Origin of the sequence: Carboxylicivirga sediminis (assembly GCF_018156225.1) — a bacterium.
GTDB lineage: Bacteria > Bacteroidota > Bacteroidia > Bacteroidales > Marinilabiliaceae > Carboxylicivirga > Carboxylicivirga sediminis.
Genome location: NZ_JAGTAR010000014.1, coordinates 115,662 through 140,260, shown reverse-complemented (window position 1 = coordinate 140,260; position 24,599 = coordinate 115,662). Strand labels below are relative to the sequence as shown.

At 41.9% G+C, this 24,599-nt stretch carries 22 protein-coding genes; 15 read left to right on the top strand and 7 right to left on the bottom strand.

What is annotated here, in order from left to right:
- The first annotated feature begins 171 nt into the window (after window positions 1-171).
- Entirely contained in the window at window positions 172-873 is a 702-nt protein-coding gene (locus KDU71_RS10755) for a cytidylate kinase-like family protein (RefSeq protein WP_212190677.1), read from the top strand.
- A gap of 73 nt (window positions 874-946) precedes the next feature.
- Here the strand turns inward: KDU71_RS10755 and KDU71_RS10750 are convergent, their stop codons facing one another.
- Complete coding sequence (locus tag KDU71_RS10750) at window positions 947-1,285, bottom strand: DUF6249 domain-containing protein (protein WP_212190675.1); 339 nt, start codon at window positions 1,283-1,285, stop codon at window positions 947-949.
- Between the two features lie 210 nt (window positions 1,286-1,495).
- On the opposite strand from KDU71_RS10750, the gene KDU71_RS10745 reads away from it, so the two are divergent.
- Window positions 1,496-2,071, top strand: coding sequence for an RNA polymerase sigma factor (locus KDU71_RS10745; protein ID WP_212190673.1), 576 nt, complete (start codon window positions 1,496-1,498; stop codon window positions 2,069-2,071).
- 10 nt (window positions 2,072-2,081) lie between these two features.
- A complete protein-coding gene (locus KDU71_RS10740; RefSeq protein ID WP_212190671.1) occupies window positions 2,082-2,510 on the top strand; it encodes a hypothetical protein in 429 nt (142 codons plus the stop codon).
- Window positions 2,511-2,584: 74 nt separating this feature from the next.
- Here KDU71_RS10740 and KDU71_RS10735 read toward each other — a convergent pair whose 3' ends face one another.
- On the bottom strand, window positions 2,585-3,748 hold the full coding sequence (locus KDU71_RS10735; RefSeq protein WP_212190669.1) for a CD0519/CD1768 family membrane protein: 1,164 nt from the start codon (window positions 3,746-3,748) through the stop codon (window positions 2,585-2,587).
- Between the two features lie 210 nt (window positions 3,749-3,958).
- Here KDU71_RS10735 and KDU71_RS10730 point away from each other — a divergent pair, with 210 nt between their 5' ends.
- The 4 genes from KDU71_RS10730 to KDU71_RS10715 all read left to right on the top strand — a co-directional run bounded on the left by KDU71_RS10730 (window position 3,959) and on the right by KDU71_RS10715 (window position 9,872).
- Window positions 3,959-4,528, top strand: a complete 570-nt coding sequence (locus KDU71_RS10730; protein WP_212190667.1) for a hypothetical protein — start codon at window positions 3,959-3,961, stop codon at window positions 4,526-4,528.
- A gap of 289 nt (window positions 4,529-4,817) precedes the next feature.
- Complete coding sequence (locus tag KDU71_RS10725) at window positions 4,818-7,313, top strand: endonuclease MutS2 (protein ID WP_212190666.1); 2,496 nt, start codon at window positions 4,818-4,820, stop codon at window positions 7,311-7,313.
- A gap of 476 nt (window positions 7,314-7,789) precedes the next feature.
- Window positions 7,790-8,857 carry an alpha/beta hydrolase family protein gene (locus KDU71_RS10720; RefSeq protein ID WP_212190665.1) on the top strand — a complete coding sequence of 356 codons (1,068 nt, stop codon included), beginning with the start codon at window positions 7,790-7,792 and terminating at the stop codon, window positions 8,855-8,857.
- A 70-nt stretch (window positions 8,858-8,927) separates the two neighbouring features.
- A complete protein-coding gene (locus KDU71_RS10715) occupies window positions 8,928-9,872 on the top strand; it encodes an alpha/beta hydrolase (protein ID WP_212190664.1) in 945 nt (314 codons plus the stop codon).
- A 1,210-nt stretch (window positions 9,873-11,082) separates the two neighbouring features.
- Here the strand turns inward: KDU71_RS10715 and KDU71_RS10710 are convergent.
- Window positions 11,083-11,265: a hypothetical protein gene (locus KDU71_RS10710; RefSeq protein WP_212190661.1), complete on the bottom strand. Its 183-nt coding sequence runs from the start codon at window positions 11,263-11,265 to the stop codon at window positions 11,083-11,085.
- A 614-nt stretch (window positions 11,266-11,879) separates the two neighbouring features.
- On the opposite strand from KDU71_RS10710, the gene KDU71_RS10705 reads away from it, so the two are divergent.
- From KDU71_RS10705 to KDU71_RS10670, 8 genes are all read left to right on the top strand, one after another.
- A complete protein-coding gene (locus tag KDU71_RS10705; protein ID WP_212190660.1) occupies window positions 11,880-12,128 on the top strand; it encodes a hypothetical protein in 249 nt (82 codons plus the stop codon).
- 173 nt (window positions 12,129-12,301) lie between these two features.
- The gene (locus KDU71_RS10700) at window positions 12,302-12,991 is read left to right on the top strand and encodes a hypothetical protein (RefSeq protein ID WP_212190659.1); all 690 of its coding nucleotides are present in this window, start codon (window positions 12,302-12,304) and stop codon (window positions 12,989-12,991) included.
- 161 nt (window positions 12,992-13,152) lie between these two features.
- Window positions 13,153-14,649, top strand: a complete 1,497-nt coding sequence (locus KDU71_RS10695; RefSeq protein WP_212190658.1) for a P-loop ATPase, Sll1717 family — start codon at window positions 13,153-13,155, stop codon at window positions 14,647-14,649.
- 147 nt (window positions 14,650-14,796) lie between these two features.
- Window positions 14,797-15,387 (top strand): hypothetical protein, encoded by a 591-nt coding sequence (locus KDU71_RS10690; protein WP_212190657.1) that lies wholly within the window; start codon window positions 14,797-14,799, stop codon window positions 15,385-15,387.
- Between the two features lie 238 nt (window positions 15,388-15,625).
- Window positions 15,626-16,195: a DUF4468 domain-containing protein gene (locus tag KDU71_RS10685; protein WP_212190656.1), complete on the top strand. Its 570-nt coding sequence runs from the start codon at window positions 15,626-15,628 to the stop codon at window positions 16,193-16,195.
- Between the two features lie 94 nt (window positions 16,196-16,289).
- Window positions 16,290-16,832 carry a hypothetical protein gene (locus tag KDU71_RS10680; RefSeq protein ID WP_212190655.1) on the top strand — a complete coding sequence of 181 codons (543 nt, stop codon included), beginning with the start codon at window positions 16,290-16,292 and terminating at the stop codon, window positions 16,830-16,832.
- Between the two features lie 101 nt (window positions 16,833-16,933).
- Window positions 16,934-17,458, top strand: a complete 525-nt coding sequence (locus tag KDU71_RS10675) for a hypothetical protein (RefSeq protein ID WP_212190653.1) — start codon at window positions 16,934-16,936, stop codon at window positions 17,456-17,458.
- Window positions 17,459-17,659: 201 nt separating this feature from the next.
- On the top strand, window positions 17,660-18,613 hold the full coding sequence (locus KDU71_RS10670) for a calcium/sodium antiporter (protein ID WP_212190651.1): 954 nt from the start codon (window positions 17,660-17,662) through the stop codon (window positions 18,611-18,613).
- 231 nt (window positions 18,614-18,844) lie between these two features.
- Here KDU71_RS10670 and KDU71_RS10665 read toward each other — a convergent pair whose 3' ends face one another.
- The 4 genes from KDU71_RS10665 to KDU71_RS10650 form a co-directional block, all read right to left on the bottom strand.
- Complete coding sequence (locus tag KDU71_RS10665) at window positions 18,845-19,666, bottom strand: hypothetical protein (protein ID WP_212190645.1); 822 nt, start codon at window positions 19,664-19,666, stop codon at window positions 18,845-18,847.
- An 18-nt stretch (window positions 19,667-19,684) separates the two neighbouring features.
- Window positions 19,685-19,882 carry a helix-turn-helix domain-containing protein gene (locus KDU71_RS10660; protein ID WP_212190644.1) on the bottom strand — a complete coding sequence of 66 codons (198 nt, stop codon included), beginning with the start codon at window positions 19,880-19,882 and terminating at the stop codon, window positions 19,685-19,687.
- 186 nt (window positions 19,883-20,068) lie between these two features.
- On the bottom strand, window positions 20,069-21,172 hold the full coding sequence (locus tag KDU71_RS10655) for a methyl-accepting chemotaxis protein (protein WP_212190643.1): 1,104 nt from the start codon (window positions 21,170-21,172) through the stop codon (window positions 20,069-20,071).
- Between the two features lie 603 nt (window positions 21,173-21,775).
- Window positions 21,776-24,427, bottom strand: coding sequence for a hypothetical protein (locus tag KDU71_RS10650; protein WP_212190642.1), 2,652 nt, complete (start codon window positions 24,425-24,427; stop codon window positions 21,776-21,778).
- Window positions 24,428-24,599: the final 172 nt, after the last annotated feature.

The following is a 24,599-nucleotide window of genomic DNA, read 5'->3' as shown; positions in this document are numbered from 1 at the left end:
TCTTTGTATTGTAGATTTTTTTTCATAGATTTTGGATTTAGTTAACGAACTGATTAAGGGTAAGGACAGGTTTTTCAATCTGTCCTTTTTCTTTGTTATAACTTCAATCAGTGCTTTCTTTTTTAGTCAAATCTTCTTAACTTATTGGCTGTAACTAACCAAAACTGCGCAATGGACAATCTGTTTTTAAAATACATGGGAGCCCGCGAAGGCAAGCAGGAAAAACCTCCAAAAAAAATCGGCACACCCGGACCGGTTATCACCATTTCGCGGGAATATGGCTGTCACGGGAAACGCATCGCAGAAAAACTGTCGGAAATTCTCACTGCTAAAAGCTATGCCAGCGGCGAAAACAAAGAGTGGCGGTGGATAAGCAAAGAAATTCTTGAGCAGTCGGCCAAAGAGCTAAAACTATCAACAACGCTGGTAAAGCAGTTAAGCGACTATAAACACAGTAGTTTCTTTAAAGACTTAGCGCTATTCTTCAGTGAAGACTTTTACCCGGGGAATGCCACCATCAAAAACACCATTGCCAAATACATTTATGATGAAGCCGAGCAGGGCTATGTAATCATTGTAGGACGAGCTGGTGAAGCTATCACCAAAAGTATTGAACGCTCCTTCCATGTTAAACTGGAGGCACCTTTAAGCTGGCGGGCAAAAGTAGTAGCAGACGAAGAACACATGAGCGAAAACGAAGCTAAAAAAGAGTGCACCGTGCAAGATAAAAGACGTGCACAATTCCGTGATTACTTCGAAAAAGGCCGAATGGATGTTGATTTCTTTGATGCCAAGCTTAACTGTAAGGCATTAAGCGATGACGAAATACTGGAATTGCTTGTTATCATTGCCGAAACCAGAGGTTTTGTATAAATCAGACTTATATAATAAACAAAAGGCTGCCAGTTATCTGACAGCCTTTTGTTTTACCATTCAATAAAGCTATTTATTCATCTTTCAGCATTGTTTTTTGAATAATATAAAACAATACCAGGCTAGCTCCGCCAAACAACAGCATCATTGATAGAAACGCCATTTCTTCGGGCATCTCAGTACTAACGCTTACCACATTACCCACAATTATACCTACTGCTATTCCAACCAGTAACATACCATATTTCAGGCTCAGGTAATGCTTTGGTTTGCCATATTCAAATATTGAAGCCTCTTTGCCTGCAGCAATCAGTGCAGTGCGTTCCAATCGTCTGTTTTTATAATACGATAATGAAATAATAATGGCCGCAATACTTCCAAAAAATACTAAGGGTACTAATACATCTTCCATAATTCTATATTTTAAAGTTTTACATTTTTCAAGTTCTCTCCCGGAGCGCTCACTCGTTGGACGCCACTTTCTGAAAGGCGGTTACAAGAAAATGCAATTCATTTAAAAATAAAATGCAAAATCCTCATATACTTGCCATTGCAATGCTTTAAGAGTAAATTACCAATAATTGTGTAACCTATTTTGCGCTGAAGGCGTCCTATTTGATGAATGAGTGACCCAAATGACATAAAGCTGATTAAGCTGGTAAGAGCAGGTGATGTAAGTGCCTTTGCTCAAATAATTGATAAATACCAGCACATGGCCTATACGTTGGCTAATAGTATTGTGAAAAACCATCAAGAAGCAGAAGAAGTAGCTCAGGATGCATTTTTTAAAGCCTATAAGTCACTCGATAAGTTTAAAGGCGATGCTGAGTTTTCGACCTGGTTATACCGGATAATTTACAACACCGCTATTTCGAAGATTAGGAGTCGCAAAGCAGAAACCATCACACTGGAAAGCCAGGAAGTTGATAAACAAAACACATTTAATTTTGCAGATAATCTGCATCGTTTGGAGCGACAAGAACGAAAGGTGATATTAAAAAAGGCCCTGAAAGAACTAAAAGAAGAAGATGCCTTTATAATTATTCTGTATTATTACAAAGAGCATAGTATAGAAGAAATAGAGAAGGCTACCGGCCTGAGTAAATCAAATATAAAAGTTAAGTTACACAGAGGAAGAAAGCAGTTGCAACAAACATTAGAGCAACTATTGCGTACAGAATTAAAGTCTTTTATTTAGATTTAAGACCATGAAAGAGAAAGATAAATATAGCGAAGACATACATGATGAGCTTATCAAAGACCTGTTTAAGGAATATAGCCTTGAGGAAGCACCAGCATCATTAAAATCGGAAACTATGAACCGGGTTTTCAGTGACTGGACAGAAAATGCCCTCAGCTATAAGCCCATTATTAATAAGCGTAACCGTTTGTGGATGATTGGCGGATTTGCGGCCTTGCTGGCCATCAGTTTCCTGATAGACGCTTCGGTGATTATAGACTATTGGAATAAGATTAATGTCAACAACTCCATTATCGATCTTTCTAAAGTATATAAACAAATGGGAAGCCTGGGCACTCACATGAATAGCTTACCTTCCATTATTTACTTTACCATTGCAGGCATCCTGGCATTGCTGGGTATCGATCGCTTTTTCAATCGTTTGGCAAATATTTAAATTAAACAGCATATAAAAAGCGAGAGCGAATCAATTCATGGCCCGCTCTCGCTTTTTTCATTATTTCGAACTTACTAAACTACTCCTAAATAAGCCATTAACTCAAAAATATAATGGGCTGAAATACCTGCAAACAATCCTCCTATTGTATGTGCAAGTAAGGCCTTTGAGGTCAACTCCCTAAACTTCAAGGTATCGAGCATAGCTGTATGCGTACTTAAATAACCACTCCAGCACATGCCCATTGCTGTAAACACAGCAATTTCGTTACCGCCAACAATGCCCTGTGCAATAAATGCTTTTACCATTGAAAGAGCGGCTCCAACGGCTCCAAGTGAAGTAACAGGAAAAGCTATTAGCTCAGGATACTCAAAGCCAAATAACCAATCGAATAACCAATCGACTGAACCTGCCAGTTTTGGTAAAATTGGCACCCCTTCGTAAGCAAGCCCCTGGTAACCTATAGCCGCATCTGCAGGTTTGAAAGTAATGACCATTACAATAGTACTTATCACCAATACACCTGGTACAATTGCTAAACCAAGTTCAACACCCGACTTACCTCCATCCAGCATGGCATTTAAAAAACGCTGAAAGGTACTACCCTTTGACTCAAACGAAATTTTCTCCTCATCTCCTTCGCCTTCAAATTCTTTGTCGGCAGGAATACTGTCTTTAATCAGATACTGCATCAAGCGTGTGGAGATCACAGCGCCAATCACGGCACCTGACAATCCAATCATAGCTCCGGAAAAATACCCCAACCCGGTCATAAAAGCCAATACAATCAATCCCATACCAAAAGCGGTTCCGAAGTTGGTTAGTGAGATTAATTCGTGAGTCTTAAAGTAGCGGCTGAAATTTTTATCATTAGATAAACTGATAATAGCAGGATTATCTGAGAAGAATGTCATTAGCCCGGCCAAAGCACTTACCCCAGGCAAATTAAATAGAGGTCGCATCAGTGGAGCCAGCAGCACCTCGAGCAGACGAACCACACCAAATTCAATCATCAAACGGCCCAGCGCACCAGTAAGCACAGTAATTCCCATAATGAAAAATACGGTATTCATCAGCAGGTCGTGAGCTGTACGCATCAGCGTATTCAACAGGTTGGTCACTCCCATCACATGGCCCAGATAGCCAAAAAAAGCTCCAAAGAATAATAAAAAGAATAACGCCTCATACCGACGTCGTTCCAGGTAGCCTCTTTCTTTCAATTTTTTTAACGCACTCATTTTGTCATGTTTTACGTTTCAAAAATAGAAAGCCACCCAACGCGAAAACAAGACTTAAATCACGATTTAAAGATTTTTTTCATGAAATAAATCAAGGTATTTACTGATTTTTTCTCACTTTTTAACAGTAACCTTTTTGCAAATGCCCATGAATAAAGGCATATACATTACCTTTGCTTTTTAACTATTACAACATCCTTATTACATAATATGCAAAACATCGAACCATTCAGCCGCTGGGAAACCGTTTACCTGACCAATCAAGATCCGCAATCTATCTACTATGGAGATGTAATTGATGAATACTTATGTCGAAATACTATTTATAATCATTACATTCACCCCAAATGGGATGAGTTTGGTTCAAAAACGCTCTACCTGAAGATACTATTTGTGAGTTACGAGCAGAACTTTGCTATCATTGAGCTGATGGGCGAATGGAACGACTGCCTGTATAATGATATTATGCATCTTAAACGCACCGTTGTGGAACACCTGGCAGATAAGGGTATATCGAAGTTCATACTCATAGGCGAGAATGTGCTTAACTTCCACTACTCCGATGATGCTTATTACGAAGACTGGTTCAACGATATTGAAGATGGCTGGATTATGGCGGTTAATTTCAGACAGCATGTGCTGGAAGAGTTCGATAAAATTAACCTCAACTATTACATATTATATGGTGGGCAACTCAACAGCGTTAAATGGCGTACCTTATCACCATTGAAACTTTTTGCTGCACTCGACCACTATGCCAATTCAGCTTTAAATCCTTAAAAATATTCGTGCATAAAAAAGCCTGTCTGGGGAGACAGGCAAAGAAACATTCTAAGAAAAAAATTCTAACCTAAACCTCACACACATCCGAATGTTTCTATATTTGGGGACCAGGAGAGCCGTGTTGTTTTAGATTCGAAAGCTAAATTACGCCCTTAATATTATGGTGTCAAGTGGCTGAGATGAAAAAAAAAGATTTTTAACACTTTTTTTACAATAAGGCGTTGTTCTCTTCCTACTTCTTTTACAAAGCACCGCTGTTTTGTTATTTTTGCACAAAATTACAGAAGTGATATATCCAGAGAGTTTCGAAGATAAGATAAAGTTTACCCGCGTTCGTGAGCTGGTGAAAGAAAGCTGCATGAGTGGATTGGGCAAAGAGGCCGTTGATGAGATGAGCTTCAGCACCCATTTTGATGAAGTGAGTCTTAACCTGCAGCGCACCAACGAATTTAAAAAAGTATGCCTGGAAGAAGATAACTTTCCAACAGGCTACTTCATTGATGTGCGTGAACCATTGGCCCGTATTCGCACTGAAGGCCGCTTTATGGATGAAAGTGAACTGTTTGACCTGAAACGCTCATTAACGACTATCAACGAAATCTGCCGCTTTTTTAATAAAAAAGATGACGAAGACTATCCGAAACTGAAAGAGCTGGTGGCCGAGGTGGCCGTGTTTCCGTTTATTCTGGATAATATTGACGGGATACTCAATAAATTTGGCAAGATAAAAGACAATGCGTCGCCCGAACTGGCGCGCATCCGTCGTGAGATTTTTAATAAGCAAAACAGCATATCGCGCAAGCTGAGCTCCATACTTAAACGCGCCAAGCAAGATGGCCTGGTGGATGCAGACGTGACGGTATCGATACGCGATGGCCGGGCCGTGATTCCTGTGCCGGCAGCTAATAAGCGTAAGTTGGGTGGTATTGTGCAGGACGAGTCGGCTACCGGTAAAACCTCTTTTATTGAGCCGGCCGAAGTAGTGGAAATCAACAACGAGGTGCGCGAACTGCAATATGCCGAGCGTCGTGAGATGACCCGCATACTGATTGAGATGGCCGATGTGATACGTCCGTATATTGATGAGTTGCTGGAATCGTACCGGTTTATGGGTACCATCGACTTCATCAGGGCCAAGGCACGCTTTGCCATCAGCATTAATGGCTTGTTGCCTGATTATAAGAAGCAGCAAAACTTCATCTGGAAAGAAGCTGTTCACCCCTTGCTGCACCTGCAGCACAAACCCCTTAACAAACCGGTGGTGCCTTTAGACATCGAATTGTCAGACCCCAAACAGCGTTTGTTACTCATCTCGGGACCTAACGCCGGTGGTAAATCAGTATGCCTGCAAACAGTGGGCCTACTGCAATACATGTTTCAGTGCGGACTGCTGGTGCCAATGGACGAAGGCTCAACCATGGGTATCTTCAAGCACATTTTTATGGATATGGGCGATGAGCAATCCATCGAGAATGACCTGAGTACCTACAGCTCGCACCTTTTTAATATGAAGCACTTTTTGCGTTACAGCCAGCAACAAACACTGATACTGATTGATGAGTTTGGAACAGGGACAGAGCCCATGCTGGGTGGTGCCATTGCTGAGAGTGTGCTGGAGCAGCTGAATCAACAAAAGGTGTATGGCGTCATTACCACGCACTACACTAACCTGAAACATATGGCCTCGCAAACCGAAGGTATTGAGAATGGTGCTATGCTGTTTGATACTGGTCGAATTATGCCACTGTACAAGCTGCAGATAGCCCAGCCGGGCTCTTCGTTTGCCTTTGAGATAGCCCGCAAAATTGGTCTGCCCGAAAACATCCTGACGAGCGCCAAGGAAAAAATTGGACAGGAACATGTTGATTACGACAAGAACCTGCGCGAGATAGTGCGTGACAAACGTTACTGGGAGCAAAAGCGTAATACCATTCGGATAAATGAGAAGAAGCTGGCCGATGTGCTGGAACGCTATCAGCTGGACCTGCAGAACGTTAAGAAAGAACGAAAAGAGATACTGGATAAAGCCAAGGCAGAAGCCGAATTCTTACTATCCAAAGCCAATAAGGAGATAGAAAACACTATCCGAACCATTAAGGAGACCCAGGCTGATAAAGAAAAAACCAAACTGGCGCGTCAGCAACTGGAGGACTTTAAAGAGACGGCTGTTGACAAAAAGCTGAAGGATGAACAGATAGAACGCAAAATACGCCAGATTGAAGAGCGCGAGAAGCGCAAAGCCAACCGCAAAAGCAATAAGCCAGATGAAGCGGCGGCAGCGGCAAAACTGCGTCCGAAAGCCAGCGAGGCGCCTCTTCAGGTGGGTGATAACGTCAAACTCAAAGGACAAAATACGCCGGGCGAAATTCTGAAGATTCAGGGTAAAGAAGCCACTGTGGCTTTTGGCAGCCTGAGTACAACAGTAAAAATTAACCGCCTCGAACGGGTGAGCAACAAAGCGGTTAAGCGGGCCAATATTACCAATCCTAATGCTTCGATATCCAATGTGGGAGATAAAGTGCGCGAGCGTAAGCTGACTTTTAAACCGGACATTGATGTGCGGGGCAAGCGTACCGAAGAAGCCATTCAACTGGTGCTTAACCACCTGGATGAAGCAGTGATATGCGAGGCGTCGGAGGTGAAGATATTGCATGGGAAAGGTAATGGCATACTGCGCCTGATGATACGTGAGCAGTTGAACACCCTGCCTTTTGTCAGTTCGTTCCGCGATGAGCATGTGCAGTATGGTGGCAGTGGCATTACCATTGTTGAGATTGGGTAGGTTGTCTGGAGCAGGAAAACAACCCACATCTTTAATCCAATTTCTTTAGCTGGATGGGCTTGACAAAATGAGTTTCAATCCCTCTGATTTCGATAGACACAAACTGCATTTCTCATCAATCCCCTTCCAAACGAACCACACGAGAGGACTCGTGCGGTAGCGATTGAAAATATTTCCTAGCTGGAATTTGAGTAGAAAGAAGACCCGCATCTTTAATCCAGATCCATTAGGCGAACGGTTTGACAAGACATACATCAATCCCCCTAATCCAGATATACACAAATAACTTTTCTCATCTATCCCCCTTCGCCAAGGGGGAAATACTTTTAATATCACGCATTTCAAACGAACCACACGAGAGGACTCGTGCGGTAGCGTTAAAACTGACTCAAGCAAGATTATTATTTAAAGGCATTTATCATTGTTGATGAGTATGTTTTTTTATTACTTAGAGTTGAATATAAATCCATTCGACAATGAATAAACTTCTTACCCTGAGCCTGATGCTTTTTCTGTCTGCTGCATCGGCCTTCAGCCAAAAACAATCTGTTGAAAGCTTATTACAAACCAATGATGAGAACCTGCAGCACCGCCTCGACCGCCTGGAGAAGATGGTGGACGACCTGATGTGGCACGAACGCCTGGGCGATGTTGCTTATGTTGATAAGGTATATATGTATGGTCCGCCCAAGTGGAAAGAGAAAAACCCCACGGCACTGGGCGCCGGCAATCCTGTTAAGTTCTGGTCGTACCTGTTCTTCCCCAAAAACCTGGATACGAACAAAAAATACCCGCTGATGGTATTGCCCCATGGCGGTGTGCATGCCGATTTCACCACCTACTACACGCATATTGTGCGCGAACTGGTGAACCAGGGCTATGTGGTGGTGGCCGCCGAGTATCGTGGCAGCACCGGCTACGGTAAGGGCCATTATGAGAAGATTGATTACGGCGGACTGGAGATTGAAGATGTGTTTGCCAGTAAAAACTACATGCTGGATAACTACCACTTTCTGGATAAAAACCGGGTGGGCATTATGGGTTGGAGCCATGGCGGACTGATTACCCTGTTTAATATTTTTGAACACCCCACTGATTATGCAGTGGCGTACGCCGGCGTTCCGGTAAGTGACCTGGTGGCACGCATGGGCTATTACGACGATGAATACCGCGCCTTGTACGAAGCCGATTACCACATTGGACAGTCGGCACACAATAATGTGGAGGAGTACCGTCGCCGCTCACCGGCCTGGAATACCCATAAATTTAAGAACACGCCTCTGCTGATACACACCAACACCAACGATAACGATGTGCATGTGCTGGAAGTGGAGCACCTGATTAAATCGCTGAAAGCCGACAACAAGCAGTTCGACTACGAAATATACCAGGCTGTGCCGGGCGGTCACTCGTTTGACCGGATGGATACTAAGACGGCCAAAGAGATACGGGTGAAGATTTACAAGCATATGAACCGTTATCTGAAACCAGAAAATCCCATTAACAACCTGCAGGATATCCAAAAAGCAGGTTATAAATTTTAATTGAACGAAGGGTTTCTTATCACTTTACTTTGGCTAAGAAACCCTTTACCTTTTCCACCCTAAACCACATATGATGAAACTCTTTACTTTCTTGATCACCCTCCTGCTCTGCCTGGCCACTACCGCCCAAACCACCATAAACGAGGAAAACATAAAACTAAGTACCGACAATGGCGAGCTGTATGGCTCCTTAACCATGGCCGATGCCAACAAAAGCGATGTAGCCCTGATTATTGCCGGCTCGGGAGCAACGGACCGCAACTGTAATGCCGGCTTTACCTTGTACTCTAATGCCTACAAGATTCTGGCCGAACAGCTGGCCATGAACGGCATCTCAACACTTCGCTACGATAAGCGAGGCGTTGGTGAGAGTGCACCGGCCAAGATAGCAGAGGGCGACATGCGTTTCGACCGTTTTATTGATGACGCCGTGCAATGGATAGAACTGCTGAAAGCTGATAAACGCTTTAAGAAAGTATATATCATAGGCCACAGTCAGGGGTCACTCGTGGGTATGATGGCGGCACAACAAACCAGGGCCGATGGTTTTATATCCATTAGCGGTGCCGGGCGCCCCATTGATCAGGTTCTGCAGAATCAGTTAAAGCCCAAACTGCCTGAGAAGGTATATGAGGAAGCCGTCATGCTGTTTGACACCTTAAGAATGGGACAAACCACACAAGCGGTTAACCCCTATCTGTATTCTATCTTCCGCCCCAGCCTGCAAGCATATATGATTTCGTGGATGCAATACAACCCGGCTGATGAAATTACCAAACTGGATATCCCTTTGTTGCTTATCAATGGTACTACCGATATACAGGTATCGGTTGATAATGCGCAACTGCTGCATGAGGCTGCGCCCAAAGCTCAACTGCAGCTTATTGAGGGCATGAACCATGTGCTGAAGGATGCACCCCAGGAACTAAAGGCGAATATGGCGACCTACTCGAACGGCACACTGCCGGTTAATACCCAACTGGTGGAATGCCTGGTGGAGTTTATGAAGCATTAAAAAGCCAAACGCCACAAGCTGATAGCTATTAGCGATACCCATTGCACTTTAAAATTTCGATCTTCCATCATCAGTCTTCTGCTTTGATGTAAAACAATCCCCCTCTCCCTGCGGGTTTCTCCCCAAGGGGAGAATGAGTACCAGTCTAATCTTCCCTCACTCGAAATACAGTTTCGAAATATTGAAAGCCAGTGATAGGAATTAATGTTACAGAATGGCGGCCTTTGAATAGGGGAAGCCTGAGGTAACAGATTCATTCCGGTGCGTAGGCTGCCTGCAGCAGGCAGGCAATCACCTCTTTCAATAAAGTTTTTGCATCCTTTTTCAAAAATGGATGTACCAGCCCCGGCATAAGGGCAATTAAGCTTTATGCTGCTCAAGCCGCAGGGGCTTTCCCTTTCTTCCTGCAGCCGAAGAAAGGGAACAAAGAAGACCGCGACTAAAGCACTCGATGACCCACTAACATCTCACTATGCATGAGATTTAAAGATGTACAGCTTCATTAGCAAATCTCATTATGCTTCGTTTCGATGAGTGGGTGCCCCATCTGCGTTGCTGAGGTCGGGGAGCGAACAACCACTGTTGATTGCACTTACCAACCCCCACTTGAAACAGGGTTTCGAAGCAGTCGCTCGTCAAGAGAGTGGATGAGAAGGCGAAATGGCGGCCTTTGAATAAGGGAAAGCCTGGCGTAACAGATTCATTCCGGTGCGTAGCCTGCCTGCAGCAGGCAGGCAATCACCTCTTTCAATAAAGTTTTTGCGTCCTTTTTCAAAAAAGGATGTGCCGGCCCGGCACTAGGGCAATTAAGCTTTATGCTGCTCAAGCCGCAGGGGCTCATACTTTCTTATCTCCGCAGTACGGAGCAAGCTTTGATATAAGAAAGTACGCAAAGAACATCAAGACTACAGCACTCGCCTACCCACTAACATTTCGTTTCAGGGAAGATTTAAAGACTGACAATACGTGCTCCAAATCTTCCTTTCTTTCACTCAATGAGTGGGTCCCATCTGCGTTGCTGAGGTCGGGGAACGAACAGCCACTGTTGATTGCACTTCCCAAACCCCACTCGAAATACAGTTTCGAAATATTGAAAGCCAGTGATAGGAATGAATGTTACAGAATGGCGGCCTTTGAAAAAGGGGAAGCCTGAGGTAACAGATTCATTCCGGTGCGTAGCCTGCCTGCAGCAGGCAGGCAATCACCTCTTTCAATAAAGTTTTTGCGTCCTTTTTCGAAAAAGGATGTGCCGGCCCGGCATAAGGGCCATTAAGCTTTGTTCTGCTCTAGCCGCAGGGGCTGTTCCTGTTTCTCCTTGAGAAGCATTATGTCCTTTCATTTTTGCCTGCAGCAGCAAAAACGAAACAAAAAATGCCACCGCTGCAGCACTCATTGACCCACTACTTTTTTATTTCGGGAAAATATTCAAAGATGCCCGGCTTGGTGCCAAATATTTTCTCCCTTCATTCAAATAGTGGGTGCCCCAATATCATTGCTGATGCGGAATCTCGTATATCAACTAATTGAGTTTTTGTCACACTCCACTCGAAACAAGATTTCGAAGCAGTTGCTCGTCAAGAGAGTGGATGAGAAGGCGAAATGGCGGCCTTTGAAAAAGGATGTGTCTGGCCTGTAGTTCAAAACGCACTGACCGCAGTGTCCTTTCGCAATCCCCCTGATGCTTTCACACATTAAATCTGAACCACTCATCCCCCTTCGCCAAGGGGGAAATCCTAGAGTATAACCGGATAAAGTGGCAAAGATCCTTTTATCTGCATTGCAACAATGGCTGCCTAAACTCAAACAGTGCCTGTCTAAAGTGAAGCAATGGCCACTTAAATTGAAGCAAACAGTTTTTAAACTTAAACATAGCCATCTTACATTCAATCATTCGCCATTTTAATGAAAAAACGTCCGCTTACATACATACAATCCTTATCTACATCAAAGCAATTGACATATACACTGAAACAATGACGTTTTACATTCAAACAATGGGCATTTACAGTGAATAATACTCATCTTACCGTAAAACATAGCCTGTTTGCAGGGGCACCTACCGGTTTGACAGACAAACATAGCCTGCATACAAGCCCCACCACTCCTTTTACATTGACCACCAGACAACTTACAAGCCATCACACTCATCTGCCGATTGAAACCAGGCCTTCTGCATTGAAACATACTGAGCTATCATTGGCGCTTACTCATCAGGCGGCAGCGTTAATTGATTCAACTGAAGTACATGATGTATAAGCACTTGCATTATTAATCAAATAATTTTGCCGGTTAACCATATATTTCAGGTTGTTCGTCATAGAGTTGCACAAAATACATGTTACGTTTTTCCATTTCTGCTATTAACTAATAGAAGGGTTGATTACCTCACACCAGGCAGACCCGATTATTTATTAATTAAATACTAACCTATGGACGCAAGACAAAACAATAAAATGTCGATGTATATAGCTACCATGCGGGTGCTGCGTAGCCAAGAAGCGACCTTGAATACTGTGCCGGCACTGGCTGATGGCATCACCCAGTTTGATGCCCTGGTGCAAGCCATTGATGCTGCGCATCGGATACAGATGACTTATTCGTCGGCCAACAGTAAGATGAAAATTAAAGAAGAAGATGAGATGATACAGGCCACCGTGCAAGTGGCGGCGGCCCTGTATGTATATGCTCACGACAACAAGCTGCCCGGCCTGAAATCGCAGGTGGGTATTACGCCTTCGTCGCTGAAGCGTATGACGGATAAGGAGCTGAAAAATGCCTGCCAGCTGGTGCTCGAACTGGCTGAAACATATGTGGGTGACCTGGCCGACTATGGCGTGACGCCCGAAGTGGTGGCGACGCTTAAAAAGGAGATTGAGGACTATGCGACGCTGATAGCCACGCCACGCAATGAAATAGTGACCCGCTCGCAAGCCACTGCCCGCCTGAAGGAGCTGTTTGACGAAGCCGATGAGCTGCTGAAAAACAAGCTGGATAAGCTGATGGTGCTGATGGAAGTGCAGCAGCCGGCCATCTATAAAACCTACTTGGCGGCCCGCGTAATTGTGGACCTCAAAAGCAGTAAAACTACTGAAGAAGAAACGGCCACTACCGAAGCCTGATAAAACCTCCTCCCCTTTGGGTGTGGAAAGGGGAGTGTTTTACTGTTAATAACTTACGAGGATACAATAATCATGTTGTTAATTATTGTATTTTTAAGGGGCATTCAAAAGATAAAAATGGCTATTGCTTGGATGTGCTTAATAGAAGTAAACATAGTAATATGAAGAAAATTGAAACTATAAAAACCATAGGAGGTATTGACGCTGATACTGATGATTTGTTAATGCAATGTTTTCAGAATCACACTTCTTATAATGAAATAAAAGAGCTAGAAAAATATATAGTTTTAGGAAGAAAAGGGACAGGAAAGACAGCTATTTTCAAAAGATTTCTAAATCAGAAAAAACATGATTATTTTTGTTTTGGTCATACTTTTTCAGATTATCCTTGGCATTATCACGATAAACAAGCTAAAATTGGCGTTCCTGACTTTGATAAATTTACTCATAGCTGGAAATATTTAATTTTATTAAGCCTGTCAAAGATTTTACTAAATCAGGACCAAAGTTTACCCTTTGATGATACTTCACTCGATATGTTATCAAAAATCGAAAGTTTCATTGTTGATTCATATGGCACAAGAGACCCTGATGTTACTCAAATATTTACTCCCTCAAAAAAACTCAAGGTAAGCAAGAATCTAGAAGTTGACCTAGGTATTCTTAAAAGAGGCGTCACAACTGAAGGCGTTCCAATGGAATATTTACCGACTATTATTCAAGAGGTAAATCTAAATTTGACGGAATATGTAATTGGGAGTGTAAATCCTAAAAATAGGTATCATATCTTATTTGACCAATTGGACTTAGGCTTTGACCCTTCAAATCCTGAGTATTATAATCGGGTAATTGGTTTATTACTTGCTGCGAAAGATATAAACCGTATCGCCAAAGAAAAAGGAAAACAGATGTCTGTAATTGTCTTTTTACGGGATGATATTTATAATTCGTTAAAGTTTGAAGATAAAAACAAGTTGACTCAGTCTTCAGCTACTATAATTGAATGGGATATTCCAGGAAGCCACACGCTAAAAGAATTAATGGAAAGACGACTAACTCAAGTTCTAAAGGAGAATGACAACGAAGTAGTTAAGTGGGAAGATGTTTTTGATGAAAACCAATTAATGACAGGAAAACAGTCAAAATATAATTATATAACAGACAGAACTTTTCTTCGCCCAAGAGATGCAATTCAATTTTGCAATGAGATTATAAAAACTCATAGATTAAATACTGAAAAAGGGAACTTAATAAATAACAAAGACATCAATGATGCAAAAGCTGAATATAGCAAATACTTTCTTGATGAATTAGATGATGAGATTCATAAGCATATACCTAAATATGAAAATATCTTAGAGGTTATTAAAAGCATTGGCTATCATCAATTTGACATGGACGACTTCAACACAGCAATAGATAAAAAGAAATATTTATTCTCAGATGATATAAATTCATATGAATCCCTCAAGAGTCTTTTTGAATTTTCAATAATAGGATATTATAGAGCTGGAGGTAGTGGATATGGAGGATCTGAATATATATTTAAATATAAAAATACAAGAAGTCAATTTGAAGAAGGAGCTAAAACATACAGAGTTCATCCAGGATTAATTGATTTCTTAGGACTTAAAAGAGCTACTAAACCGAAGGAATAACTCATCCCAATAAGACACTTAATACATATGGCTTTCTAAAAATCTGAAATTGGTTTTACCCGCCATAATTTTGATTGCAACTTGATATACTTTAAACCTATAATCTAATACTAACCACACCAACACCATTGTGCTCAATTTCAAAAAATGAAGGAATACTACATAAAAGGTTTAATCCTGGTTATCTTTTTATTCTCCAATAGTTTGACATTTGGACAGGAGTCCACTGAAATAAGTATTATTAAGAAGTATATCGCAAAAGTTACTGATTACAGTGAGGAATTTAAAGAAATAAACCTTGATGGAAGCATCAATTCGAAACACAGAAAATTTCTACTTTTTGGACCTAAGAACGTGAAAGGAGGATTTGCAGAATCTTATTTAGTGAATGACACTAATATCATCAGTGTTTTCATTGGGACCAGGAAATTTTTAAATAGCCGTAAAACCATAAGTACGAATTACGTTGAAGAACTTTATTTTCTCAATCAACAGTTGTGTTATTACAAAGCGACTAAAACCTATGAAGACTATTTGGGGATTAATTATTATAAAGCTGATGATTGCAAAGCATTACTGATTCATGAAATCGAAGCATATTTAAAAGAAAATAAAACCTTAAAGCTAACTCATACTGGTTTCAGTTCTGATGCTGAAGCCACAGAACTTATCAATGAAATTCGAAATTCACACAACCATGAAAAGACGTTTAATCGAATTAAATACTTTATAAATTAAAATAACCAGTCCTAATAACTAAGCATTCTGACAGTTTGAAAATCAGAATCTGAACGTCTCGATTTCATTGAATTACCGACAAGGAATGCCAAATCATTTCACCTTATAAAAATGAAAAGACAATTGGATTTATTGAAATACTTAACAATTATAAGTTAGACTATCCTAATAGTGCTTATCTGAAAAGTTTTGAGAAAAACATAGAAAGAATAAAAGAATATCATTAACAAAATTCCATATGAAGATAAAACTAATTTCCTTGCTATTTGCATTAGGTTTTTTTAAAAGTGTAACTGCACAATTACCAATTAATGAAGAAACCGGAAGAATTGAATATATCGACGTTATTCAACTTGAAAATATTTCAAAAAACGAGATTTACCAGAAGGCTAAGTTATGGGTTGTTTCAACTTTAAAATCTGGTGACAACATGGTAGAGCTTGATGGTACAACCTCTGACCAAATTATTGGTACCGGAAATATTGAATTATACCTAGATCCAGAAATGAACAAAACAAAGTATAAGCTCAAATTAGAAAGAGGACACTTAAATTTTAAGTTCGTAGTTTTTTGCAAGGAAGGGAGATTGAAATATGAAATAAAGAACTTCTCATTATACTTCACTAGAGATACATATGGCTACCGAGAGATTAGCACGAATTTGGAAACCTCAGATATAGTCGGCATAGGAAAGAATCAAACGGAATTATTCAAAGATTATGCTGGGAAAGTAATTGATAATAATATTAGAGCATTAATTTCAGATTTTAAATCAAACCTTCAATCAGTCGAAGAAGATAATTGGTAAAGAACATCTACTAAAATACATTAAGGGCATTGTTACTTCAATTTAATTTGCAAACTCACCCCACCCAAAACAAACTCAAGCAAACATTAAAACGATGAAAAAAATCTTCTTCTATATGGCCGCACTAGGCCTGGTACTTGGACTAATTGTTCATGTTATTTCTTTGCTCGGCATTTATATTGGCGACACAGTACCTTATGTGTGGGCATTACACGCCGGGGTATTTGTTGTGTGGCTGCCGGCCATACTCACTCTTAAAAAGCATCCGGAGTTACAACAGAAAGGTTTTAAACCCAATATGACGCCAAAGCAGTTTTATGGCATCCTGTTTAAAAGTACTCCCCCAGCAGTGGTAGCTATTTCTGCCTTCTTCTTTGTCTACATGGCCATCAACTTCATACTATTTATGCAAGCCAGCATGGCTGGAACGCCTGATATTATAGATGGAAAATATGTGTTGCATAATCATGGTGAAATCATCCGCGAGCTAACAGAAGCGGAATACTTTAAGATGGAAGCCAATACGATACGTGGATTTTCAGGTCACTGGATGGCTTTTTATGCAGTGGCAATGTGTATTTTATGGCCTGGAAAAGAGAGTGAGGGAGTTAGAGCAGATGCTCAAGGGAAAGCATAATTTATTCCAAGATTCGGCTCTCTTATAGCATGCATCAGCAGCAAAAAAAACTAATACACTTATATCATCATTATCGTCTAACGCAAAAAATCTACAAAACCATGCCAGGCAGCATTGATACTTTAAAAACACTGGATAACAGCAAACTGATGGATGTTGTTAAGAACTACAAGCAATATGGCTATGACCTTGAAATACGCCAGGCCGCTATCACCATACTCGAGGAACGGGGCATTAGCACCCAGGACCTTAAAATGACTGGTAACTTCGAGAATACTCGATTTGAGGAAGCCAACAGGTATTTCGATTCATTCTTCCGCTCTTCAAAACTGGCCCTGATAGCCTATTGTGCAGTTGTTGCACTCAACCTGGTTCCCGGGTTTATCGCCGAAATAGCTCCTTCCATCCTCACTTTGGTTGTCATTGGTTCATGGCTATCGTTAATCATCTACTTTGTTTTCATTATAAAATCATTGCTCGACCACAACAGGCTTTACAAGCTCATTGGGAACAATTACAACACCAACGGCACCATTATGTATTACATACTGGGTGCGCCGCTTTACTTTATCTTTTATTTCGTGTTTAAAAAACAGGTTTATAACGAAATGAAGACGATACAGTAATACAGTCTGTCTGTACAACATTATAACAAAGAAACACCTTCTTTCTGTGGCCAACAGCTTGGCTTTCTTAACGCATTTTCTGATTAATTTCTCAACGCATTTACTAGTATATAGAAAAACAAGCCCATGCCAGCCGTTAAATCAGTTAAAGTTTAAGCAGCTAATCGTGAATTCGATTACATTTGAAAAAAAATTGCTGGTATGATTCTTCCTGTTTTATTGGTTGTTGTGGGCTTTGCTGCCTTGATATTTGGGGCCAACTGGCTGGTGGATGGAGCTTCGGCATTGGCACGCAAACACAAAGTATCGGATTTGGTGATTGGCCTCACCATTGTGGCCTTTGGCACTTCGGCCCCCGAACTGGTGGTGAACAGCTTTGCTTCGTTCAAAGGCTATTCGGATATTGTATTGGGCAACATACTGGGCAGCAACAATTTTAATTTATTCCTTATCCTTGGGCTATCGGGGCTTATATATCCGATACGCGTGCAATCGTCTACAGCCTGGAGAGAAATACCCATTTCATTGTTTATCTCCATTCTGCTATTGTTCCTGCTCAACGATTTTCTGTTTGCAGCACCCAGCTATTCCAGCCGACTAGATGGCTTAATCATGCTGGTGTTGTTTGGCGGCTTCTTGTACTATGTGTTTCATCAGATGAAGCATGAGGTGCCAACAGCCTCGTCAGACACCCACCAATCGAACTTAAAAATATGGGGGCTCATTATCATTGGGTTCGCAGGGCTCATAGTGGGCGGTCAGCTGGTGGTTACCAACAGTGTGAGTATTGCCCATACATTGGGTGTGAGTGAAAAGATTATTGGGCTCACCATTGTGGCTGCCGGCACCTCACTGCCCGAGCTGGTCACCTCCATAGTAGCTGCCAGCAAAAAGAACAGCGACATAGCCATAGGCAATGTTATTGGCTCCAACATCTTTAATGTGCTATTGATTTTATCCATCAGCAGCATTATACAGCCTATTGAGTATAATCCGAAGTTTAACATGGATGTGTTAATACTGATAGGTGGAACCATCTTCTTGTTTACCTCAATGCTCACCGGCAAGCGGAAGCAGCTGGATAGGTGGGAGGCTGCTATACTATTTGGTTTTTACCTGACGTATACCGTTTACCTGGTGATGCAAGAGCTATAAAGGCATATATATGCGAATCGCACCTTTATTACCTTTAGAATAATAAAGATGCGATTCATCCGCTGCCACCTTACGATATATGCACCTGGAAAACGAAAGCGCGCATTAGGGAGCTCGCCGGGCAGCATTGGATTTGGGCGGTTAATGAAAAGATGTGCTTTACCAAGCTGAGCTGTATTCAAGGAGCCTGCTCAGCTTATTCTCGCTAAAAACACATCACATGCCTTAAAATTAATATATCCAGCATTTTAACGACACGGCATCCTGTACCTCTTCTGTATAGGCTTTGGTGTCGAAACAATTCTGCGCATTATTGTAATCACTGCTAAAACTCAACTTTTGTCCGGCAAAAATGAAGGACTCTGCATCCATATTCACCTCCTTGATGCAGTACTTCTTGTCTTTGTTGCTAATTAACTTATTTTGGGCCGCTGCCAAATTCATTAAACCCTGGCTAATTTGGGCCACCGGCAAGGCCGGGTAGTGGTCGAAATGTCCGAGGCACCATTCTGGCTTTACCTCCCCCAAAGAGGCCGAGCTGCTATCAACACACAGGTTCATATCGTATAGGTTCACCACATCGCCATAAGGGCTAAACCCTTCTGATTTAAATGTTGCCGACTTGTATTTTGCGAAAAAACGCTCGAATAGCTGCACCGTTAACACCGAATACTGCACCGTGGCGGTATACAGCACTTCACCTTGCTGGTCGTAGATAGCCCCTTCGGCCAGCCCGTTCTTCCGGTTAAACTCCTTAGCGGTCATAACCCCTTTATACAATACATCTTCGCAAGGCCTATCGTGCACCCGCTTTAACGTGGCTTTACTAGCCAGATAGAAATGTTTGTTTTTCACGGGATTAATATTGGCCACTGCCAAACTGCCTAAGATAGCAATGTGCCGACCTGCTTCAGCGAGGGTTATACCTGCAATCTGGCTATTGTCAAATAGCTCCTGCTCAAATGTAGCTGTAACAGTTCTGTCTTCCGTGTGAATATCCTTCAACGAATTGTAAGGATACGTGACTTCAATCAATTGATTCAAATCTTTCATCAATCCTAAAACCTTAAGTTAATAAATAAGATCTGAGATACTCACATCCAAGGCTCTAGCTATTTGTGCCAATTTTAATATGGTTATATTGTATTTCCCGTTTTCAATATACCCCATGTATGACCTGTCTATTCCCGCTTTAAAAGCTAGTTTTTCCTGGGAGTATCCTCTTTCCTTTCTTTTTTGTCTGATATTATCCCCAATTACATCTAACATTTCTCATCTATCTTTTGGCAAATTTGACATTTATAAATACTCCAATCCACAGAGTATATTCGGTATTTTACACGCGAGCAATATTATCATAATTTTCTAGACGGATCATAAAAAAAGCCACCCCCTAAAGGAGTGGCTTTCTGTACATTGATATTTTATTGTTTATTTCACTACTCTTATACCCAATTACACTTTAAACGCATTTATGTGCTTATTCAGTTCATTGGCCTGCTCAAATAAACGCGTAGCACTGGCACTTAACTCTTCGCTACTGGCGCTGTTCTCCTGGGTTATCTCATTGAGCTGCTGCATAGAGAGTGATATTTGTTCCATGGCCTTTGTTTGCTCCAGCGAGCTATTGGCAATTTCGCTCACCATGGTCATAGTCTTTTGCACTTCAGGCACAGTATCAGCCACATAGCGATTCGATTCACTGGTGAGTGACACAGTCATTGAAGCCTCTTTGGTAATGGTTTCCGCAATCATTTCAGTACTCTCAGCCAGCTTCTTAACTTCGCGTGCCACAATGGCAAAACCTCTCCCATGCTCACTGGCTTTAGCAGCCTCAATGGCCGCATTTAAGGCCAGTATTTTAGTATTGAGGGCAATCTCATTGATGGACATGGCTTCCTTGTTAATTTTCTGCATGGCGGTGTTGGCCAGCTCTGAGTTATCAGCCACATTTCTAATTCCTTTTTCTGCATTTTGTGAGATGATACCGGCACTATTGGCATTGTATGAACTCTGCTGCACATTGCTATTAACCTCTTCTATACTGGCACTTATCTCCTCAATATTTACCGCTTGTGTGTTGGCAGCCGTGCTTAAGTGATTTGCCGAGCTGGACAGCTGATTGCCATGTATCACAATTTCTTCAGAAACCATTTTCATATTGCGAATCATCTCCGAAATTTTAGCAGACATATTTTGCAAATCACGACTAATTACACCAAATTCATTGTTTTCTTTGGCTAACCTGAGCTCCTTTCCCTGAGTCAAATCACCTTCTTCCAACTTTGAAATGACGGCCTGTAATTCTCTGATTGGCTTTTTAACGACCTTTTGCAATACATAAACCGTTGCAAACAAGGCACCAAGCGCCGGCACAAACAGCCAGTAATTATGCGATACCCCAAAGGAAAACGCTGTTAAGGCCAATATGGCCAGACTGGGTAAAAAGAACATTGCCACTTTCCAAACAATGGAGTTTTTACCAATGTAGTATACCACAGGCAAATACAGCAGCGAACTACCAGTCAACAAGATCAAGTATTCCAAGTATACATTCATGATACTTTGTGTTAGATGTTGTAATAAAGATTTTTTAAATAGACAGATTGTTATTATTACAAATATACATATTACTATTTCTTTCTATTGATAAATAGTTAACAAATAGTAAGCATTTAATTACACCAACACCCAACTCTCTTTAACCTAATTAGTTCCACAGATTAATAAGAACAATTCGGCTTTTCTGATGATAAATCGGCTGTTGAACCAAGACTGATAATCGATTTTCAATCATCAATATTAATCGATTTATCCATACAGTATTCTCACCGAACACATGCTTTACATGGGAATAAAAAAAATAGCATAATACACCCTTTTCAATGGGCAGACAACGTTGAAATAGTTGGCATTTAAACGAGTTTGCGAACAGCAATGGTAGATACAACAAAGGCGACCTGTTGGCCGCCTTCGCTGAAACATTCACCTAACTACAAGGCAATGCCCCTAGTTATTAAAATATTATAAACCCACACAAACCTTCCCCCTTGGTATAGGGGGAAGGTTTGTGTGGGTTTATAATATTGCACTATACCGACTGGGGCAGTCAGTTCAAGCTAAAATCTTGAAGTCTGGTTGTTATAATGCAACAACAAGTTCTTAATTAATTATCTCATCGATGCTTACAGTGCGTTTAGTATGATCGGTATCGTAGTCGAACACCATTTCACCGTTAGGTGCTAATGCAATAGAGTTTAAATCGTACCACACAATAGCTTTACCAACCTGCACCCCATTCAGACACTTCACCAGGTAAGCGTTATCTTCCGGCCTGGTAATTTGCAGGTTACTATTATTTTTAATCTTCATGGAGAACAGCGACACATTACGCCCTTTGTAGGTTTCTACCTTCACAACGCCTCCATCGTTAATTACAAACTGCATACTCAGGAGGCTTTTATACACATCCGGGTTATTCTTATAAAACTCGGGATTGTGCTTATTCATCAGGTTGCGCACGGTGATGCCCGATATGCGCCCGCCGTTTTGCGACAATAATTGCAAGGTAGAGAACAATGCCACCATGTGCCTGTTTACATCCTGCTGGCTGTAATTGTTCATGTAGCTTTCTATCTGGTCTTCGGCACTAAAAGTGGCACTCGACAACATGATAGGCACATCCTTAGTGAGTCCCTCAATCTCGCCAACCACACCACGTACGACCACTTCATTACGCGAGTCAACCGTTATTTTTGGTTCAAAATTCACTTTATCGGTCGGAAATGACAGCAGGTCAATTTTGGTACCATCGGCTTTGTACTTACCATAGAAGGCCAGCTTCTTACCCTCAGGCGCTTCAAAGGTGAGGTTTTCGCTCAGGATGGGTTGTGCCCGATTGGACAAGCCCAGAATCAGATGCGCTGCTTTGTCGCTGCGAGCCACCTCGCGCCGGTTGATATTAACCGAACCTGTGTAGTTAATCAAGGCATATACGTTGCCCTCCTTGCCTACGTTAAAAGCCTGGGTAAAAAGGTTATCCGTGCAACCCACCGGCTGAAACCATTCGAGTGAACCACCCTGATCGAAGGTGGCAAACCACAGGTCGCGGGTACCACCATAAGCTGCATAATCGCGATTACCAACGGTTACCGTATTACTGAACCACCCCGACACCATGAACTTACCATTCTCAGCCACTGTACGATCCGCTATAAAAATATTGCCTTCATTGCCTTGCTCCACCGAACGGGCAATCATCTGCCAGATATTATTCAGTCTGCTATCATTATTTATTTTAATGGCCAGCGGCGTGTACTTTTCATACTCAGGCATTACCGAGCCAATAGGTGCATTGATATAGGTTGGATCAGTAATGGTATAACGGCGGCCGTCCACTAATATAGAATAGCCTTCTACTGGTTCACTGAAGGCGACGGCTGCTGCCATATGGCTGAAATAGGTTAATGCTACGGCATCGAGTCCCAAGAGCTCATTTACCAAACGGGTAAACAGCACGGCGCGATCTTCACAGTCGGAGTATGGATAATAAAACAGCTCATCAGGGAAAAACATTTTCTCCCGGTTAAACTGATCCCGGTCGGTTTTATATTCGAACGAATGCAGGTAGTTGAGCAGATAGGTAACTGCCTGTGTCTCGTTCTTGCCTTGCAGGCGTGGCGCCATATAATCATACAGCGTCTCCTTTACCGATGCAGACATGGCAGCGTTCAAATACACCGTATTCACTGTTTGAGGATAGCTGTTCAGAAAAGCCATTACGGTTTTATCCATCTTCAACTGCAAGGGCTCAGTCTCATTGGGCAGTGTAGTCTTTCGCACCACTGTATTGGATTCATTGGTGTAGTTGAGGGCAAAAGGCAAGTGCAGATCAATCTTTTTGCTAGCACCTCCAAAGTTTTCAGTGTAGGTCATCATATTACTAATGCCCTTTTTGTTGCTCATCAGGTAAAAGTTGCTGCCATCAATGCTGTAATAGGGTTTTTCATACACCTCCTGCATAAACGGCAATAACAGATACACTGAGGAACCTGAATAGCCAATTTTAGCCTGATAACCAGCCTGGTTAAGCATGGCCCAGCTCCACATCACCCGGCTATTGGCAGATGAATATATTTGAGCTGCAGTCTTATCAACCAGCTGATAGATCCCCCAGTCATTCAGGTTCTTCTCTTCGGCGTAGTTCACCAATGATTCGATGTACACCTGGTAGTAGGTCGCTGTAAAATCATCCCAGTATGCGGCAAAAGCGTTAGGTTTCACCGACGAAAGAGATAAGTTGCGCATGCGCTTATCAATAACCAGGGGCGCAATACTACCAAAAAAATCAACGCTAATATTACTAGAGTATGGCTCGGTGCCTTCGGGTATGCGATAAATCGGACTGATGGAATAGGCAGCCGCTTCGGCAATTACCACTTCCGGTTTCACCGGCGGTGGGGCAACTACCGGCTCCAGCTTATCAGCCGGCTTCACTTCCGCCACATCGGGTTCATATTTGGGCTGCTCTATGGGCTTGGGCACCTCCACAGGTTTTACCTCTGGTGGGGTTTGCACTACCTCCTCAAAACCTTTTCGCAGATAACGCTTAAAAGCCACATTCATCTGCTTCAGGTGGGCATCGTACTCCTCCTGCATGCGTTTGAGCGTAGCTTCATAATCCTGATTCATCTGATTAAGGCGGGCGTTATACTTGTCATCCATTTTCTTAAACGGATCTTCTTTATCAATCTGTCCCTCTGCCACAAACAGTAAGCCTGTAAGCACACACAATAACAATAATAGTCGTTTCATAGCTTTGCTTTTGATGGTTAGCAATGACCCTTGACCGGGTCACACAAAGTTAAGTTATTCAAAAACTGTTCCAAGAACTAATTTTAGATCATACCCTATATTCCGGTTTCATTCATCATTTTTCTTCATTCATTGTTATAATGATAAACACTATTATAAAGATACCTCATCT

What these genes read in the sequence shown, in the direction of transcription:
- KDU71_RS10755 (WP_212190677.1), top strand. Translation starts at nt 172, where the DNA reads ATGGACAATCTGTTTTTAAAATACATGGGAGCCCGCGAAGGCAAGCAG.
- KDU71_RS10750 (WP_212190675.1), bottom strand. Translation starts at nt 1,285, where the DNA reads ATGGAAGATGTATTAGTACCCTTAGTATTTTTTGGAAGTATTGCGGCC.
- KDU71_RS10745 (WP_212190673.1), top strand. Translation starts at nt 1,496, where the DNA reads ATGAGTGACCCAAATGACATAAAGCTGATTAAGCTGGTAAGAGCAGGT.
- KDU71_RS10740 (WP_212190671.1), top strand. Translation starts at nt 2,082, where the DNA reads ATGAAAGAGAAAGATAAATATAGCGAAGACATACATGATGAGCTTATC.
- KDU71_RS10735 (WP_212190669.1), bottom strand. Translation starts at nt 3,748, where the DNA reads ATGAGTGCGTTAAAAAAATTGAAAGAAAGAGGCTACCTGGAACGACGT.
- KDU71_RS10730 (WP_212190667.1), top strand. Translation starts at nt 3,959, where the DNA reads ATGCAAAACATCGAACCATTCAGCCGCTGGGAAACCGTTTACCTGACC.
- KDU71_RS10720 (WP_212190665.1), top strand. Translation starts at nt 7,790, where the DNA reads ATGAATAAACTTCTTACCCTGAGCCTGATGCTTTTTCTGTCTGCTGCA.
- KDU71_RS10715 (WP_212190664.1), top strand. Translation starts at nt 8,928, where the DNA reads ATGATGAAACTCTTTACTTTCTTGATCACCCTCCTGCTCTGCCTGGCC.
- KDU71_RS10710 (WP_212190661.1), bottom strand. Translation starts at nt 11,265, where the DNA reads ATGAGTGCTGCAGCGGTGGCATTTTTTGTTTCGTTTTTGCTGCTGCAG.
- KDU71_RS10700 (WP_212190659.1), top strand. Translation starts at nt 12,302, where the DNA reads ATGGACGCAAGACAAAACAATAAAATGTCGATGTATATAGCTACCATG.
- KDU71_RS10695 (WP_212190658.1), top strand. Translation starts at nt 13,153, where the DNA reads ATGAAGAAAATTGAAACTATAAAAACCATAGGAGGTATTGACGCTGAT.
- KDU71_RS10690 (WP_212190657.1), top strand. Translation starts at nt 14,797, where the DNA reads ATGAAGGAATACTACATAAAAGGTTTAATCCTGGTTATCTTTTTATTC.
- KDU71_RS10685 (WP_212190656.1), top strand. Translation starts at nt 15,626, where the DNA reads ATGAAGATAAAACTAATTTCCTTGCTATTTGCATTAGGTTTTTTTAAA.
- KDU71_RS10680 (WP_212190655.1), top strand. Translation starts at nt 16,290, where the DNA reads ATGAAAAAAATCTTCTTCTATATGGCCGCACTAGGCCTGGTACTTGGA.
- KDU71_RS10675 (WP_212190653.1), top strand. Translation starts at nt 16,934, where the DNA reads ATGCCAGGCAGCATTGATACTTTAAAAACACTGGATAACAGCAAACTG.
- KDU71_RS10670 (WP_212190651.1), top strand. Translation starts at nt 17,660, where the DNA reads ATGATTCTTCCTGTTTTATTGGTTGTTGTGGGCTTTGCTGCCTTGATA.
- KDU71_RS10665 (WP_212190645.1), bottom strand. Translation starts at nt 19,666, where the DNA reads ATGAAAGATTTGAATCAATTGATTGAAGTCACGTATCCTTACAATTCG.
- KDU71_RS10660 (WP_212190644.1), bottom strand. Translation starts at nt 19,882, where the DNA reads ATGTTAGATGTAATTGGGGATAATATCAGACAAAAAAGAAAGGAAAGA.
- KDU71_RS10655 (WP_212190643.1), bottom strand. Translation starts at nt 21,172, where the DNA reads ATGAATGTATACTTGGAATACTTGATCTTGTTGACTGGTAGTTCGCTG.
- KDU71_RS10650 (WP_212190642.1), bottom strand. Translation starts at nt 24,427, where the DNA reads ATGAAACGACTATTATTGTTATTGTGTGTGCTTACAGGCTTACTGTTT.